General features: G+C 63.8%; 13 protein-coding genes and 2 pseudogenes. 4 read left to right on the forward strand and 11 right to left on the reverse strand.

The window, feature by feature from the left end:
* Positions 1-147: 147 nt before the first annotated feature.
* From BM075_RS08385 to BM075_RS08410, 6 genes are read right to left on the reverse strand one after another with little or no spacing between them, the layout of a single operon-like run.
* Complete coding sequence (locus tag BM075_RS08385; protein WP_245758783.1) at positions 148-1971, reverse strand: WD40/YVTN/BNR-like repeat-containing protein; 1824 nt, start codon at positions 1969-1971, stop codon at positions 148-150.
* Positions 1968-3086, reverse strand: a complete 1119-nt coding sequence (locus tag BM075_RS08390) for a P-loop NTPase (protein WP_093360216.1) — start codon at positions 3084-3086, stop codon at positions 1968-1970. The genes BM075_RS08385 and BM075_RS08390 overlap by 4 nt, the downstream gene beginning before the upstream one ends.
* Positions 3087-3090: 4 nt before the next feature.
* Positions 3091-3888 carry a DOMON domain-containing protein gene (locus BM075_RS08395; RefSeq protein ID WP_245758784.1) on the reverse strand — a complete coding sequence of 266 codons (798 nt, stop codon included), beginning with the start codon at positions 3886-3888 and terminating at the stop codon, positions 3091-3093.
* Between the two features lie 9 nt (positions 3889-3897).
* Positions 3898-4653, reverse strand: a complete 756-nt coding sequence (locus tag BM075_RS08400) for a molecular chaperone TorD family protein (RefSeq protein WP_093360217.1) — start codon at positions 4651-4653, stop codon at positions 3898-3900.
* Positions 4654-4656: 3 nt separating this feature from the next.
* Positions 4657-5634 (reverse strand): chlorate reductase subunit beta, encoded by a 978-nt coding sequence (clrB, locus tag BM075_RS08405; protein ID WP_093360218.1) that lies wholly within the window; start codon positions 5632-5634, stop codon positions 4657-4659.
* A gap of 35 nt (positions 5635-5669) precedes the next feature.
* Positions 5670-8402, reverse strand: coding sequence for a molybdopterin-dependent oxidoreductase (locus tag BM075_RS08410; RefSeq protein WP_093360219.1), 2733 nt, complete (start codon positions 8400-8402; stop codon positions 5670-5672).
* A 274-nt stretch (positions 8403-8676) separates the two neighbouring features.
* Between BM075_RS08410 and BM075_RS08415 the strand changes: the two genes are divergently transcribed.
* Positions 8677-11016: a hybrid sensor histidine kinase/response regulator gene (locus BM075_RS08415; RefSeq protein ID WP_093360220.1), complete on the forward strand. Its 2340-nt coding sequence runs from the start codon at positions 8677-8679 to the stop codon at positions 11014-11016.
* Positions 11016-11777: a response regulator transcription factor gene (locus BM075_RS08420; RefSeq protein WP_177208286.1), complete on the forward strand. Its 762-nt coding sequence runs from the start codon at positions 11016-11018 to the stop codon at positions 11775-11777. The genes BM075_RS08415 and BM075_RS08420 overlap by 1 nt, the downstream gene beginning before the upstream one ends.
* 89 nt (positions 11778-11866) lie before the next feature.
* On the opposite strand, the gene BM075_RS08425 is transcribed toward BM075_RS08420, so the two are convergent.
* The 3 genes from BM075_RS08425 to BM075_RS08435 form a co-directional block, all read right to left on the reverse strand.
* Positions 11867-12547 carry a hypothetical protein gene (locus BM075_RS08425; protein WP_143089836.1) on the reverse strand — a complete coding sequence of 227 codons (681 nt, stop codon included), beginning with the start codon at positions 12545-12547 and terminating at the stop codon, positions 11867-11869.
* Positions 12548-12594: 47 nt separating this feature from the next.
* A complete protein-coding gene (locus tag BM075_RS08430; RefSeq protein ID WP_245758786.1) occupies positions 12595-13524 on the reverse strand; it encodes a fatty acid desaturase in 930 nt (309 codons plus the stop codon).
* Positions 13525-13687: 163 nt separating this feature from the next.
* Positions 13688-13894, reverse strand: a complete 207-nt coding sequence (locus BM075_RS08435; protein ID WP_093360224.1) for a cold-shock protein — start codon at positions 13892-13894, stop codon at positions 13688-13690.
* A 499-nt stretch (positions 13895-14393) separates the two neighbouring features.
* On the opposite strand from BM075_RS08435, the gene BM075_RS24395 reads away from it, so the two are divergent.
* Together BM075_RS24395 and BM075_RS24780 are read left to right on the forward strand one after the other, a co-directional pair.
* The gene (locus tag BM075_RS24395) at positions 14394-14552 is read left to right on the forward strand and encodes a hypothetical protein (protein ID WP_177208287.1); all 159 of its coding nucleotides are present in this window, start codon (positions 14394-14396) and stop codon (positions 14550-14552) included.
* A gap of 220 nt (positions 14553-14772) precedes the next feature.
* A pseudogene (locus BM075_RS24780) lies at positions 14773-14868 on the forward strand (DDE-type integrase/transposase/recombinase); the annotation flags it as partial.
* On the opposite strand, the pseudogene BM075_RS24125 reads toward BM075_RS24780, so the two are convergent.
* Together BM075_RS24125 and BM075_RS08445 are read right to left on the reverse strand one after the other, a co-directional pair.
* A pseudogene (locus tag BM075_RS24125) lies at positions 14865-15011 on the reverse strand (IS5/IS1182 family transposase); the annotation flags it as partial. The pseudogenes BM075_RS24780 and BM075_RS24125 sit on opposite strands and share 4 nt — an antisense overlap.
* A gap of 149 nt (positions 15012-15160) precedes the next feature.
* Positions 15161-15931, reverse strand: coding sequence for an enoyl-CoA hydratase-related protein (locus BM075_RS08445; protein WP_093360226.1), 771 nt, complete (start codon positions 15929-15931; stop codon positions 15161-15163).
* Positions 15932-15933: the final 2 nt, after the last annotated feature.

Raw genomic sequence — 15933 nt, forward strand, 5'->3', positions numbered from 1 at the left:
CCTGCCAGACCGCGAGGTGGTCAGGCAGTCCCTGCTGATGATCCGATAGCGGTGGCGGCCGGACAGGCCGCGTTCGATCAGATCGAGATGTCCTGCGACGCGACGTTTCACCGGAGGCGCAGCTGAGCCGCCTGAAAGTAATACGGGTCAGCTCTCGCGGCGGCGCAGAATTGTTCCTCGGTCGCCCGCTGCCAGGATCTGATGTGGCATGGCACTGACGGACCGCAATCCGCCGTCGAAGCCCGTCCGTTCACTCTGCCAGCGTCGGCCGTCGAATGACATGGCAGCGCCAGCAGTGCCCACCGCCACCGTGCGGGCGCCGCTGCCCGAGATAGCCAGCAGATCGTTGCGCGCACGTGCCGGCGTCAGCCGCCAACTCCGTCCGTCGAAGTGACAAATCGTGCCCGACAGGCCGACGACGAAGATGTCATCCAGCGCCGATCCCCAGACGTCGAACAGGAAGTTCTCGGTGCCGGAGCTGAATTCCTGCCAGGCCGTTCCGTTCCAGCGAAGAACGAGGCCGAAGTCGCCTACGGCCAGCAGGTGTTCGCGGTCGCGCCCCCAGAGGCCATAGAGGGCGGATCGTGTGCCGCTGGTCATTCGGGCCCAGTCGCTTCCGTTCCAACGCAGGATCAGGCCTTCGTCGCCCACGGCGATAACCGTGGCGTCCCCATCGCTCCAGAGCGACATGATCGTCACGTCAAGCTTCAGGTCGAAATGCAGCCGCCATCTTTCGCCGTCGAAGTGGTGGACTTCGCCTAGTTGCCCAGCCGCAAGCAGGCCGCCGTCGTCGCTGGCCGCAAGCGCGTGGAGGCCGAGCACGCCCGCCGGAGGAAGCTTGGTCCAGCGATCGCCATCCAGTGCCAGCACGGTGCCTTCCTCGCCGCAGGCATAGGCGATCCCGGTCTGAGGGTGCTGCCAGATGCCCCAGAGCTGCCGGTCCGTGCCGGTCTCCATCCGTTCCCAATTGGGCGCCGGTTCGGGACGGAGTGCGGGTGCCGGGGTAACTTTGGCGTTCCCGACGAGAAGTGTAGCGAAATCGCCGACCGCGATCACCTCCCCCGCCTCCGTAACGTCCAACCCAAGCAGATCGTGTTGTGTTTCGGATGGTAGAGCCGACACGCGCTTGCCCCGGATGTGGATGCTCTGCCCGCGATCGCCGACAGCCAAAGCGCCATTGCCCAAGGCTCGCAGCGCGCGGAAGCGTGTGGCGCCGGAGCCGGGATCGAGCTTGTGTATGTGCGCACCGTCCCATCGCAGGAGATCGCCGAGGAAGCGGCCGGCCTGGACGAAATAGCGGCCGCCGGCCAGCAGTACGTCATCTGGCGCGATGGCGAGGACGGATGTGATCGTGGTGGCAACGGGGCATGTCGCGGCCGCCCAGATTCCATCGGGGTCTCGGATCAGCACCGTCCCATTGGCCCCGGCAGCCATGACGCGGCCGTCGCCCAGCATCGTCACGGCCCGCAGGTGGAAGGGAGTGCCCGAAGGTTCCGCCGCCCAGTCGGTTCCGTCAAAATGCAGGATCAGGCCATTGTCGCCCACCGCCCAAAAGCGACCCTGGCCGTCGGCAGTTGCAGCGAAAAGCGGAGTGTTGGCGTCGTCGGCGGCATATTTTCCGTCCGCACGGAGCTTGCAGCCGCGCTCAAGCGTCCAATCGCCATCGCCATGGCGCCAGATCGAGCCCATCCATCCGACGGCGATCAGTCCGGTCTCGAAATCGCCGGTGAAGGCGTGGACCGGAGTGCGGGTGGAGAGTTGCCGGCGGTCCCAGACAGTGCCGTCGAAACTCAGGATCGTGCCTTCGTCGCCGCCAATGAAGAGCGTGTCGCCGAGCGCGTGCACCGCCCAGAAGACGTCGCCCTGCATCGTCGGCGCACCATCCAGCGCTTGCCAGCCGGCGATAACAGGGGCTGCGGCACGCCCGCCCCCCAGAAACCCGCGCCTGCTAAGCGTTGTAGTCCCGCTCACTGTGATTCCTCCGACCCGCCTGACGCGCCATGCAGGCGTCGACTTTCCTCGTGCAGGATCTGCGCGAGGGTGCGGCGGACGGAATCGCGGACCGGGCCATGCATGCCAGCCAGGGCTGCCTCCAGGTCCGCGTCCTCGAGGTTCTTCTCGAATACTTCATCGAGCGTGCGCGCGACCGCCCCGCCGAAATCGGCCCGGCCGAGCGACGCGCAGGCATCGACGACCTGGGCGAAAGCGGTGGCCACTGCGGGCTCAATCGCCGGGTTCAGCACAAGGGGTTTTCCGTCGTCCGACCCAGCCGCCAGCGCCGGGTCGAGCGGCAGTTTTGCAATACTCGGAATGCCCAGCCGGTCCAATTGCTCGCCCAGCCCCGCATCCGGGTAGATGTGGAACGAGCCCTTGCAGTGCGGGCAGGTAACGCCGGCCATGTTCTCCACGCAGCCGACCACGGGCATCCCGCGCTCGAGACAGAAGCGCGCGGCCTTGAGGCTGTCCATCTGCGCCACGGCCTGCGGGGTCGTCACCAGCAGCGCGCTCACGTTGCAACCTTCCAGAAGGTCCGCGAGCGTGATGAGTTCGTTGCCGGTGCCGGGCGGCATGTCGACGATCAAAAAGTCGAGCGGTCCCCAGTCGAAGGAGCCCATCAAGTGATGCACGAAGTCGTGCTTGTAGGCGTCGCGCCAGACAACCGGCGTCTCGTCGTCCTGCAGCATGAAGGCCAGCGAGCCCACCCGAAGGTCGTGCGCCATCGCCGGATCGGCATAATCCTTCGTTCCAAGCCCGCGTTCGCTGACACGGATACGCGCGCCAGTGAAGCCAAAGAACCGGCTTTGGTTCGGGCCGTGGATGTCGGCATCGGCCATGCCCACGCGGAACCCGCGCGCGCCGAGCCCGGCGGCGAGGTTGGCTGCAACAGTACTCTTGCCCACGCCGCCCTTGTTGGCGAGCACCAGGACGATCTGGTCGATGGATTCGAGCCGTGCCTCGATCAGGGTCTTGTTGTGCGCCTGCTTATCGAGCCTGCATTCCTGTTCCAGCGGGCAAAATCCGCAGGCATGTCCCCGGCCGCACTCCTCGGTGCTCTGTTCGGGTATGGGGAGGGTGAAATGCGCCATCTCTTCAGTTCCCCGCCGCCGGACCGGTATCGGGCGTCAGTTCGGCGATGATCCAGTCCTGAGAGACCAGCTTCAGCCCATCGCGCTGATCGTCGGCGCCCTGCCAGACGGCGAAGGCGACCGGGATCGTCTCGCGATCGAAGCTGATCTGGTGTTCGCCTTCCGCGACCAGCGGGCGCGACATGACGACAATCCATTCGCTGTCGTCGGCGTTGGCGCCGGTCAAATACTCGCTGCCGCCGGTGACGGGCTGCTCCTCCAGCCGCGTGATGCTGCCTGGACCACCGGCCGCCAGCGATTCCACGCGGTCGCCTTCGGGATGCCAGTACCAGATGTTCACCGTCTCCTCGGCGCCGGAGCCCATCATGTAGGAAACGTAGTCGTCGCCCGAGGAAAATTCGATCGCCGCCCCGTCGCGGAAAGCGTCGCGTTTCGTCGCCACGTTCTCGGTTTCGTCCATCCAGCGCAGTCGAACATAGAAGCGATCCGAGGTTCGGGCGAGTTGAAAGACGAGGTTCTCCGTCGGGTAGTCATCGGTGTACCGGATCTCGACGGATGGATGGACCGGCGGGGCGAGCCCCATCTCAACGCGAAACTCGGGAATCCGCGCCCAGATAATGTCGTCGGGATCGTTGACCGTCCTGAGGAAGATCCCATCGGGGATCTTGGACACCGGCACGGACTCTCCCGGTTCGATCAACTTGATGTTTGACTCGGCCAGTGTGTCGGCCGCCGCAGCCGGCAACGCCGTGGTCGCCATCAAAAGCGCAGCCGTGCCGCAGGAAATCCGAAGTCCGGGCATCGTGTCCTCCTAACCCCAGAGATTTTGATTGATCGCCTCGTCCCGAGCCGGCGTCTGCCGCGGGCCGTCGGGCCGGCGATAGGGCCCGACGCGCGCCTCGAGCTCGGCGATCTGGAGCTCGGCCAGGCCGTGCAGGTCGCGGATGAGCCGGGCTATCGTCGGGTCGAGAACCGGATCTAATGGCCGCTGTATCGACGTGCCGATCAGCGCGAGAAGCGGCGCGACATAGCGGCTGAGGAAATCGCGTTGCGCCCGGCGAAGCGGATCGGGGCTTTTGCCGACTGCGATCGCCTGCGCCTCGAGGTGGGCGAGCACGGCCATGAACTCCAGCAGGCAAGCCACGTGGTCTGGCTCGTCCACGCGGCCCTCGTCCTCGGTGGCCTGTTTCAGGCCGAAATGCCGATAGAAGGCGGCGACATTCAGCATGTAGGCGGGGCGCGCGAGGCCGCCCAGCATCTCTTCGTGCTCGCCCGCCAGAAGCGAGGCCAGCCGCTTGCCGCCCGGGCCGTGCTCGAAGGCGGCGATATAGCCGGACTCGAGCGCGGCAAAGCTCTCCGAGGGCATTTCGCGCGGCCAGCGCCGGCCGGTCAGCGCCGACCATGCCTCGTCGAAAGCGGCGTGGAAAGCGCCGGTTTGCAACGCCTCCTGAAAGGACGGAATGGGGTGGCCGAATGCCAATGCGCCAAGCCGCCAGACGGTTTCCTTTGCATGGGCGCGCTCGGCGCTCTCGCCATGAGGAACGGGGGGAGGTGCGAGAACCGACATCGCTCAGCTCAACTTGAACATCTCGGCGTGGCGGTAGCCGATGAGCGTATCCATCAGCTCGCTCTCCGCGCCAGACTGCTTTTTCGCCCGCTCCTCTCTCAGCGTATCAAGAGAGGAGACCACTCCATCGCCGAATAGGCTTTTGAGATAGTCGAGCGGAACGCGCGTTTCCTCCGTCGGTTCGCCGTTGCCGTCGATGCGCGGGGGCGCCATGGGCGGCACGTAGAACACGTTCGGCTCGGTGCCCCATTCCGGGTGGAGCGGGAGCGCGACCTTGTATTTCTCGACCAGCAAGTGGATCGGGCCCGCCTCGTCGTCGCGGTAGCCGATCCAGCGGATGCGCCCGACGCATTGCTTCGCGCAGGCGGTGGGCAGGCCCTTTTCGATCCGCGGATAGCAGAAGATGCACTTCTCCGATTTCGAAATTTCTTCGTTGAAATAGACCTTCTTGTAGGGGCAGGCCGTGACGCAGTAGCGGTAGCCGCGGCACCGTTCCTGATCGACCAGCACGATGCCGTCCTCCTGCCGCTTGTAGATGGCGTTCCGTGAGCAGGCCGCCAGACAGGCCGGGTTGGCGCAGTGGTTACACAAGCGTGGAAGGTAGAAATAGTAGCTGTTGGGGTAGTCTCCCCTGCCCTCGTCCTCGTCCCAGTTCGCGCCCCAGGTGGGTTTGACGTTGGGGCGCAGCCACGGGTCGGTCCCGGTCATTAACGCTTCTTCGTAGTTGTATTCCCAGGGGATGCCGTAATCCTCAGCGATCGGCGTGATGCCGATTTTAAGGGCGCCGTCCTCGTCGAATCCGCCACCCGAATTTTGGTAGTTCCGGGGGTAGCCTGCGCCGGGGTGTGTTTCGACGTTGTTCCAGTACATGTATTCGCGGCCGTTACGGTTGGTCCATTGCAGCTTGCAGGCCGAGGTGCAGGTCTGGCATCCGATGCACTTATTGAGGTCGAGGACCATGCTGAGTTGACGTTTGACCATGGCGGTTCACCCGTTTTTCTGATGTTGCGACCGGCTCAGACGGCTTCGATATCGACGCTGTTCTCGTGGGCGAGCTGGTTAGCGTTCCAGTGCCAGAGCGAGAAGTTCAGATGCCCCCAGCCGCCGACCAGTTCGAGTGGCTGCAAGAGCGTTGCCATGCAGGCGTTCATCGGCCGAAAGTTCGGAAACTGGTGCGGCTCCCAGCCGTGTTCCATCATGATCGTGTCGGTCGGAAGGCTGGGGTAGAATTTGGCCTGCGCGTAGAAATCGCTGAGCCCGTTGAAGACCCGGACATGCCCTCCGTCCACGATCCCCTTGGCGGCGGCGAGTTGCGGGTTGATGTAGATGTTGGGCTCCCCCCGCTGCAGGCGCATCATGAACTTGTTGCTGCGCCAGTTGGAGTGAATGCCCCAGCGGGTGTGCGGCGAGTAGAACTGCAGCGGATAGTTCGAGGCATCGCGGCCCGCGTGGTGCCGCGCGGTGGGAACGGTGGACCCCAGCTTCACGAATCGGGGATGATCCACGAAGAAGGTAATCCGACCCGTCATCGTCTTGTAGGGTGCCTTGCCCTCGGTCTGGGCGGTGAAGGCGTTATAGGGCTCGTCGGCTTTCAGTGGCTGGTTCGGCCCCCCGTCCTCGCCCATGACGAAGAAACCGCGCTCGACCCCCTCCTCCAACGTCGCCCCGGCGAATTCGGGGCCGTTCTCGACCAGCCACTTGGTGGCATCGAGATCGGTCAGGAGTGTGCCGCCCATGGTGTAGTCGTCGTGGATGGTGTGGAAGTCGCGGGTGACGTCGCCATCCTGATAGCTGGTCACGCCGCGGGCGATCGCGCGCTCCTGGATCTTCCGCGTCAGAAGCTCCATGATTTCCCAGTCCGACTTCGCCTCGCCCACCGGCTCGACCGGCTTGGAGAAGACGTTGACGAAGCGGTGGAAGGCGACGGAGCGCAGGTCCCACGCCTCGTAATGGCTGGCCGCGGGCAGCAGGTAGTCTGCCCATTGCGCAGTGGAGTCCATGCGCACGTTTATGTCGACGAAAAGCTCCTCGACTTCCTCCAGGATGCGCTCCCGATAGGCCTCGGCGTTCTTGTTGCGGCGGAACTTGTTGTCGGCAATCGAGATCAGCCCCTTCATGTCGCCGAAGTACGGCATCCAGCCGGAGTCGATGGACTCGTCGATCATCTCCTGAAGCTCGTCGAGGTCGAACCCCGTGCGTTCCTTCAGCTTGTCGTTGTCGTAGTGCTGGCGGGAATGCTCCATCATTCCGCCGCGGACAAATTCGCCAAGGCCGCCGGCCTCCAGCCGCGGGAACTTCTTGAACTCGAACAGCGCGAGAGACAGCCACATCGGCTGGTTCCACTCGATCCAGGAGGTGTCGAGCCCGCCGGTCTTTCCGCCGTGCCCCGTCAGCGCCAGCATCAGCGACAGGGCCCAACTGGTGTAGATGCCGTTGGAATAGCGCCCGACGTTGAAGCCGGTCATCAGCAGCGCCTTCCTGGCCTTGGCGAAGGTCTCCGCCTCCGCGCGGACCACGCCGGCCCCGATGCCGGTGATCGCCGCCGTCTCTTCGGGCGGGTATTTCGCCGCCTCCGCCTTCACCTTTTCGAAGACGGTGGTGACGGGAATGCCCTCCACCTCGAAAGTCCCTTCGAGCGCCGGGTCGACCTCGCCCAGTTCGAGCGTCTTGTCCTCCGATCCCATCGAGCCCTTTACCTTAACGGCCGCGCCGGTCTTGGTGTCCCAGTGGTAGAAGACCTGGTCGGAGCCGCCGTCATCGAGGTCGGCCTCGCGCAGGAGCATGCCGGTATCGGTCCGAACAAGGATCGGCAGGTCGGATTGCTCCTTCATGAAGGCCTCGTTGTAGAGCTTGCCTTCGATAATGACGTTGACCATGGACATCGCGAGGAACGGGTCGGCGCCCTGCTTCACCGGCATCCAGAGATCGGCGTGAATTGACGAGGGGTTATAGTCCGGCGCAACCGAGACAACCCGCGCGCCGTTCCATTTGGCTTCCCAGATGTAATGTGCGTCCGGAATGCGGGTCACATTCGGGTTGAAGAGCAACATCATGATGTAGTCGGCATCGAACCAGGCGTCCGACGTGAAGCTCTCCAGCGCGTTGCCGTAGGCCAGGTGCGCGCCGGTGTTAAGGTCCCCCACGTCGGTGAAGATGTCCAGCTGGACCCCGCCCACCAGGGAGGCGAAGCGGTAGGGCGCGGCCAGCCGGACCATCGACAGGTTGCCCGACCCGGTGTGAGTCATCAGCTTTCCGGGACCATGCTCTTCGTAGATGTCGATGATCTTGTCGGCGATCTCCTCGGTCGCCTGGTCCCAACTGATGCGCTGCCACTTGCCTTCGCCGCGCGCGCCGGCCCGTTTCATCGGGTACCGCAGGCGGTCCGCCTCATACATCGAAGTGGAATGGACCGACCCCTTCTGGCAGCCACGTGGGTTGGCGTCGGGCACATTTGGGTTGATCTGCGGATACTTCGCGAGCTGTTCCTCGCGGATCACAATGCCATCCTTCACGTAGACGTCGAAGGCGCAGTTGCCGAGGCAGTTGATGCAGTGGGCGGCCTTGCCGATGGAGTCCCAGGAAAACTCGTTGCGGTAGAGATCCTCCCAGTCCCGGTAGGGATAGTCTTCCTCCAGTGTGTCGCCAATCGGCTCGAGCCGATTGAGCGCCCAGCCGCGGCTCCCCATGAAAAGGCCCGCGCCCACAAGCGACGAGCGCTGCATCAGTTCCCGGCGTGTCCAACGAAGCATGGTTCCTCCTCCCACCGCGCTCCGCGTTCGCCGGGCCCGCATTCGAGGGGCAATGGCTGGCGCGGTGCTGGCCTTCTTCGCTTTGAAGGTCAGCGTAGACCTGGGAGTGAGGCTTCGTGTTTGAGGTGATGTAAGAGTTTGTAATCGAATTGTAACAGAAATAGCCTGCTCGCTTGCCGTAGCGTCGACCCTCCGCCTATGCTTGCCCGAGGAGGAGGACGGGGGCGCCAGCGGCACAAGCCGCGTTCACTCCGCGTGTCCCCCCGCAAGGCTCATGGCGCGAACCGAGGACTTATCCGAAGCCATCAGGCAGCAGAGCGACGCATTGGTCGATGCGGCCATCGTCCGCGCGAAGAGCCATGGCTATGCGCGTTACACCACAACGATACGTGCAGCTTGGGAGGAGGCGGTGGCGTGTGTCACCGAAGAGCTTACCGGCTATCTTTTCGATGCCGAAACAGCATCGAGCGGGCCCTTTGCCAACACGAACTATGCCGGCGATCCTCGCTTCGCGCGTATGCGCGAGGTGGCAATCCGCCACCGCGCCAATGGGGTGACACTGCAACTCTATCTCGGGTTCCTGAAGCATTTTCGCGAGGTCTATCTCGAGCTGATCGGACCGGCCGGGGGCGATCCGGAGATCGCGCGCAGCCGCGACGAGGTGCGCGGATTCTTCGATCTGGCAGAGCTTTCCATCGCGTCGGACTGGGCGGACGCTACCGACGACGTGAAGCTGCGCGACCTGCAGATGCGCAATCGAGCAGTCACCCTGGAAAAGGACCGCTACTTCTCCGTCTTCGAAAGCCTGCGCGACCCGGCCTTCCTGCTTGACCGCGAAAAGAAGCTGATTACCGGCAACCAGGCGGCGGCAGAGATCTTCGTCGGCGAGGCGGGCGCAGGCGAGATCGCCTATCTGAGCGCGATGCGCGCGCGCCGTGCGCCGTTGGAGGAGGCGTTGAAGGGCCTCGACCTTTGGAACGTGGATCAGCCCGAGGGCAAGAACGCCCTCTGGATCGACACCCGGCATGGGCGCCTCTGCTTCGACGCCCGCGTCCGGCAAATCCACGACGCGGTTGAGAACCTGCGCCTAGGCTACGTCGTCATCCTTCACGACGTTACCGAACATCGTCGCGCGACCGACGAGGCTCAACGGGCGCAACGGGCGATGTCGCAGTTTCTGGCCACGATGAGCCACGAGATCCGCACACCATTGCACGGCGTCCTGGGCGCTGCCGGTCTCTTGCGCGCGGCCGAGCCAGATCGGGTCGAGGTTTACCGGGACGCGATAGAAGGGGCCGGGCGGCATCTGCTTCAAACGCTCAACAAGGTGCTGGACTACTCCCGCCTCGAAGCGCGTCCGCCAGCGCCGACGCCCCGCGTGGTCGAATTGCGCTCGGTGCTCGCAGACTACGCAGGCTTCGCAGCGACCCTGGCGCGAAATGCCGGGGTCGAGTGCCGGCTCGAGACCTCGAACCGCCTGCCCGCTTGGGTGGAAATCGACTGGGAGATGACTCAGCAGGTACTGACAAACCTGATCTCCAATGCTGCCCGCCACTCCCGCGGCGACATCGCGCTATCTGTCCGACGTCGGGACCGGAAAGGCCGCCCGCCGGTCCTCAGGTTCGAGGTGGCCGACAGCGGCCCCGGCGTCCCCCCGGAAGTCGCGGAGGCGCTCTTCGAACCCTTCGGCGCAGTGACGCCGGGCCGGGGTGAAACGTCGGGCTCCGGCCTGGGGCTCGCCATCTCCCGCCGCCTGGTGACATCGATGGGGGGCGAGATCGGGTTCCGCAACCATCGATTGGGCGCAACGTTCTGGTTCGACGTGCCACTGGTGCCCGCCGCCCCTGCGGAAACTGTCACGCTGGCCTCTCACTCTGGGGCCCCGGCTCTTTCCCTCGCCGGCCTCCATTGTCTCGTGGTCGACGACGACGCCGTTAGCCAGTTCGTGGTCCTGGAGAACCTCCGCCGTCTGAATGTCGCCGCCGTTGAGGCCGGCTCTATCGCGACAGCATTGAAATTGGCCGAAACACAGGCTTTCGATATCTTCATCCTCGACTATCACCTGCCGGACGGAGACGGCATCGACCTTCTGGTGGAGCTTCGTCGACGCGGGAAAGTGCGCGAGGGGGCGCGATGCATTTCGCTCACCGCCAATGCCGAATTGATCTCCGGCGGCGCGGGTGGCGATCCAGCGCCATTCGACGCGGTGGTGCCCAAACCCGCGGACGCGGACTCGCTGCTGAAAGCGTTGACCGGCGAGCAACGGCAGCCGGGCGCCACGGCTCCGCATATCGATATGGACGGAATCTCGCCCTCCGTGGTTCATGCGATGGTGGAAGCGTTCGAGAGCCAATGGCACGGCGACTACGCTGCCTTTCTGAGGGCCCTCGATGACCGCGATCCCGCCGCGGCGGCCAAGATCGCACACCGGTTGGCCAGCAGCTGCGCGACACTCGGCCTGATCGATATCGCCGATGTACTGAAGGCCTTCGAATCGGGATGCCGCGGCCGCGCGCCCATCAACGACTTCGCCCCCTGGAGGCACCGATTGCTGCCGCTCCTGAGCACGGCCCCTGCCCGCGCCGCCGCGATGTCGCACGCGCAGGTGTCGTGATGGGCCATGACAAGAGCCGCATCCTGATCGTAGACGACGATGCCGTCACCCGGGCGATGCTGCGCGGCATTCTTGGCGAGGCAGGGCATCAGGTCGGCGAAGCGAAAACCTCGGTCGAGGCCAAGGCAGCCTTGAACAACACCGCCTGGGACCTGGTCTTGCTCGACCGGCGGTTGCCGGATGGCGACGGGCTCTTGCTCATCCGGCGGATCCAGGAATCCCGCGGTTGCCCGATCATCGTGCTGTCGGTCTTGGGGGACGAACAGGATCGAATGTTGGGGCTTGGGCTCGGCGCGATCGACTACATAACCAAGCCATTTAACGCCAACGAGATCCGGGTCCGCATCCGAAACCTTCTCGCCGCAGATAGACGGCCGCTCCAAGTGGCAACCGGCGACCAGATCGCCCATGGACCATTCTGCCTGCGGCAGGCGACGCGGCAATTGCTGGTCGACGGCAGGACCGTGCGCCTCAGCCCCTCTGAAGCGCGGCTCCTGGCAATCTTCCTCACCCATGCTGGGGAGGTTCTGGATCGTTCGCGCCTGACGCCCCCGATTTGTGGCCGGGATTGGTCCTACGAGGACCGAGCCATCGACGTGCTCGTGGCCCGTCTGCGAAAGCGGATCGAGGCCGATCCGAAGAACCCGCAATGGATTATCACCGTGCACGGCGACGGCTATTGTTTTCTCGATGCGACGGCAGAGGACGCATCAGAGCACCTCAAACGACTGGAGGCATCTGAAGGGGCCCTGTCACGTTAGACCGGAGGCTTAGAAACGCTGTACAAGTTTGATACGGGACCGGTTTGGCCTCGGGCATCCTCTGCCTCTGGCCACCTCGTTCCATAAGATCAAAGCGCAACCCTGACCGCTTCGCGCAATTCCGGGTGCAGGACCCAGTTTCCCGGATCCTCTTCGTCTCGCGGCTCGGCGCGGAACCCGAGGAGGTATGTCCCTTCCGTTTCAGTCCCAGGCGAAACCGTTTCCACGGATAGGTAGCTGGCGATCAGCAGGTTCGCGCTGGCAAAGGACCGGTTGGCGGACGCTTGGGACTTGTACCCGGCAGCGTAGGCCATGCGCGCGTCGGTCAATCCCTCTTCGCCGGCCAGCGACAATGCCATCAGCATCGCACGCTGCGGGCGCGACAAGGCGATCTGACCGATCGCTTCGCGGTATTCCTCGGTGCTTGGCACGGAAGAGCCGGTTCGTGAGTCCGTCCGGCGTTCCTCGGTTCTGCGGCTTTCCCGCGCATCGATGACGTCGTGCAGGGCCGCAATAGCGGCCTCTTCGGTGGCGCCGCGCGCCTCGGCGATCAGCCCGCGCGATTGCGTCGGCGGTTTGGGGAATGCGCGCGCAATGAATTCCCCGGCAAGCTGGCCGGACTTTATCTGGTATCTGCCATGCTCACCGACGAGGATCGCAGCGGCTTTCTTTTCCTGCTTGCGCTCCTTTGTCTTCGTCTTCGACTTTGCCATTCCCTTGAAAAGGTCATGCCCCATATCTGATTGGCTTGCTGTAACGGAACGTGTCATCGTCGATCCTCTCCGGGATGGTGAAATTTCATGTCTTTTGCGACCGGCTACGCCGGCAGCTGCCGCGCCTCGGCGAAGGAAACGAGCCGTCGGCCCCTTTCGTCCCAGAGCGCGAGGGTTGCGCAATGCAGGCTTTCTCGCAGCGTGAGGCGCCCAGCATTGGCGAGCACCTCATGATCCCTTAGGACTTCGGACAAACGGTAGAACGGGATCCTGCTCGCCAGATGGTGGACGTGATGGACTCCGATATTGGCCGTGATCCAGTTCAGGACCGGCGGCAACACATAGTGAGACGAACCGTGGAAGGCGGCGTCCTGCACCGACCAATCCTCATTGCCCGCCCAGGATGTCTCCTCGAACTGGTGTTGGACGTAGAACAGCCACATGCCGGCCGAGGCTGCGAGCATCATCATCGGCAGGTACACGCAGAGCAGAACCTGCGCGCCGCCAAGCAGATACAGCCCACCTAGCATGGCCAGGATTGCTGCATCCGTGCCAAGCGCACTGGCCCAGGCGCGCCACCCGGATCGCATGAGACCCAGAGGAATACGGTTCTGCAGGAAAAAACTGTAGAAAGGGATCACCCCGAACAGGATCGCAGGATGCCGTACCAGTCGATAGAGGACGCGCCCGGCGAGCGGTTTCGCGCGGTATTCCGCAACTGTGAGCGTCGGGATGTCTCCAACACCGCGGCGGTCTAGATTTCCGGTCGTGGCATGGTGAATGGCGTGGTTTCTTCGCCAAACGGCATAAGGGGTCAGGGTCAGCACGCCGATCGTACGGCCAACCCAATCATTCCATCGGCGGCCGCCAAAGAAAGCGCCATGACCACAATCGTGCTGGATCATGAAAAGACGGACCACGAAGGCCGCGTTCGTCAGCGACAGCGCGACAGCGATCCAAGGGCTGACCGCGAGAGCCGTCCACGCGGCGGCAAAGATTGCCAAGAAAGGCAGCGCGGTCACACCCAATTCCAAGCGGCTTCGCGCCGGGTTCGGGGTGCGATATGCTGCGAGACTTCGCGTCCATTCGGCCGCTCCACCAGGGGTGGCGGCCGGATCAGGTTCGCGTGCGTGAGGGGTGCGCCGCCGCGTTTGACCGGTTTCCGGGCGCCCCTCAGGACGCCCGGTCAAAGTCGGGTCAGGCGAGCGCGAGATTGGTCGCGCTTTCGCGGCCGTCTCGGCCGGACTCTACGTCAAACGTCACCTTTTGAGCATCGGCAAGACCGGTAAGGCCCGCGCGCTCGACAGCCGAAATGTGGACGAAGATATCTCGGCCGCCAGATTCGGGCTCGATGAAGCCGAAGCCTTTGGAAGAATTAAACCATTTCACGGTGCCATTGGCCATATCCGTGGTCTCCTGTTCTGAATGCTGCCCACACAGTGCGGCAGCCCGGCATAGTCAACTCGAGTCGATCAACTGATGCCAGGTGAACGGAGGCAGAGGTTCGCAGAGAATAACGTTAGCATACTAGAGGTGGGGCTCCGACGAGAGAGAAACAAGGGGACCCTGAGAATGAAGTGCCATTTCTCCCAAAGAATCGTTTTCGCTCTTCCGCGTGAGCTGGCGATCTGCTGGTTGCCCCCGGCCGTGACGAACAGTTTTCCCACATCATAAAGCGGACCCCGCACTCAGCAGTTTTCGGATCAATTTCGTGTGGTGCGCAATCGCCCCGGACACACCCCATCCGGCCACGCTCGGACGCGCGTGGGGGCGAGACGGGTTCGCGATCTGGACAAGGACACCACGCGGCCTAGAACCGGCGGTTGAAGTGCGAGCTTGCCAGGGTGACCGTGGAGCGCGATGTCTCAAAGAAGGCAACGGTGTGCTTCGCGCGAGGGTCCCAATGAAGTTCGCCTTCATCCGGGCGCATCGCGTGGAATTCGGCATCCGTGGCATGTGCCGGGTGCTGCGGGGCCATTTCTTCGGCTTCTATGCATGGCTCAAGGACCCGTTAAGCCACCGTGCGCAGGAGGATGCAGGTCAGACCGAACTGATCCGGTAGGCCTAGGCCGAGAGCGGCAAGGAGTCTTGCTATCGCAAACAGACAGACGATCCGCGCGACCAGGATGAATGCATCTCGGAGAATCGTGCTGCCCGCTTGGCATCGCTGGCCGGGAACGCTGCTCAGGTGGGCCAAAAGCGCCGTCCCGGCCAATATTGCGGAACGCCTGACGTCGTTGCCGAGCACCCGCTGGAGCAGCGGTTCGAGCCGTCAGCCAGATCAGGTCTGGGTGACCGACATCACCTACCTGAGAACGCACGAAAGATGGCTGTACCTGTGCGTCGTCATCGACCTGTGCTCCCGTCGTGTCGTCGGCTGCCTGCCTCCCTTGCCCGTCGGCGGCGGCACCCAGGCCACGTCCGGATCGAACCAGATCGTCAGGGAGCCGCGCTGCTTCAGCGCTTCGCTGTAGGCCGGCCAGTTCTTGGTCTTGTAGCTCGGCGGGATGGGTCTGCTCAAGCCGGCCAGCTACCACGCTGGATTCACGAGATGAATCCCTAGCTCCACGTTTGCGCAACAAAGCCCCGCGCAGAAGTAAACCGTCAGCGCGAATGAACAGTGTGGCATAAGCGCCTTGAGAGAACCGACCCGTTACCAAAGATCTGACCCTAAAGCCCCCGGTACAACGGCTTTCGTTTTTCGATGAATGCATCGACCCCTTCCTTGCGGTCTTCGGTAGAGAACAGGATGTTGTGGGCGTTCCGCTCCAAGACCAGAGCGGCGGGCAGCGCGCAGTCCGCACCCTGAAGTACCACCTCCTTGATTTGCCGCACTGCAAGCGGAGGCATGCGCGCGATCTTCTGCGCCAACGCAAGGGCTGCTGCTTCGGCCTGCCCCGATGGCGTCAGTTCCGAAACCAGCCCCATCTCCGCCGCCAAAGAGGCCGGGATGCGGTCTCCTGTCAGGAGATAACGCATGGCCCGGAACTTTCCCACGGCGCGCGGAAGCCGCTGCGTCCCGCCGGCGCCCGGAAGGATGCCTAGACGCACCTCGGGAAAGGCGAATTGCGCGTCTTCAGCGGCCAGTATGATGTCGCAGTGCATGGCAAGCTCGGCCCCTCCCCCCAGCGCCAGCCCCTCGACGGCGGCAATGATCGGGCGCGGACAGGCAGCGATGGGCGCCCAGATCCGCTGCAATTCGAGCGCCATGATCTGTGGTGCATCGTGATCGGCGAATTCCTTGATGTCGCCTCCGGCGGCAAAAATCTTCGATCCACCAGAGACGACGATAGCACGCACGTCCGGGTCATCGGCGGCGGCGGAAATGGCAGCCGCAAGAGCCCGGCGCAGGGGGATGTTGAGCGCGTTCAGCGCCTCGGGCCGGTTCAACCGCAGCAGCAACACGGCATCGTGACGTTCCTGGATCAGCTCCTCGGCCATCG

This window comes from Tropicimonas isoalkanivorans, assembly GCF_900112335.1.
In the GTDB taxonomy this organism is placed as follows: domain Bacteria; phylum Pseudomonadota; class Alphaproteobacteria; order Rhodobacterales; family Rhodobacteraceae; genus Tropicimonas; species Tropicimonas isoalkanivorans.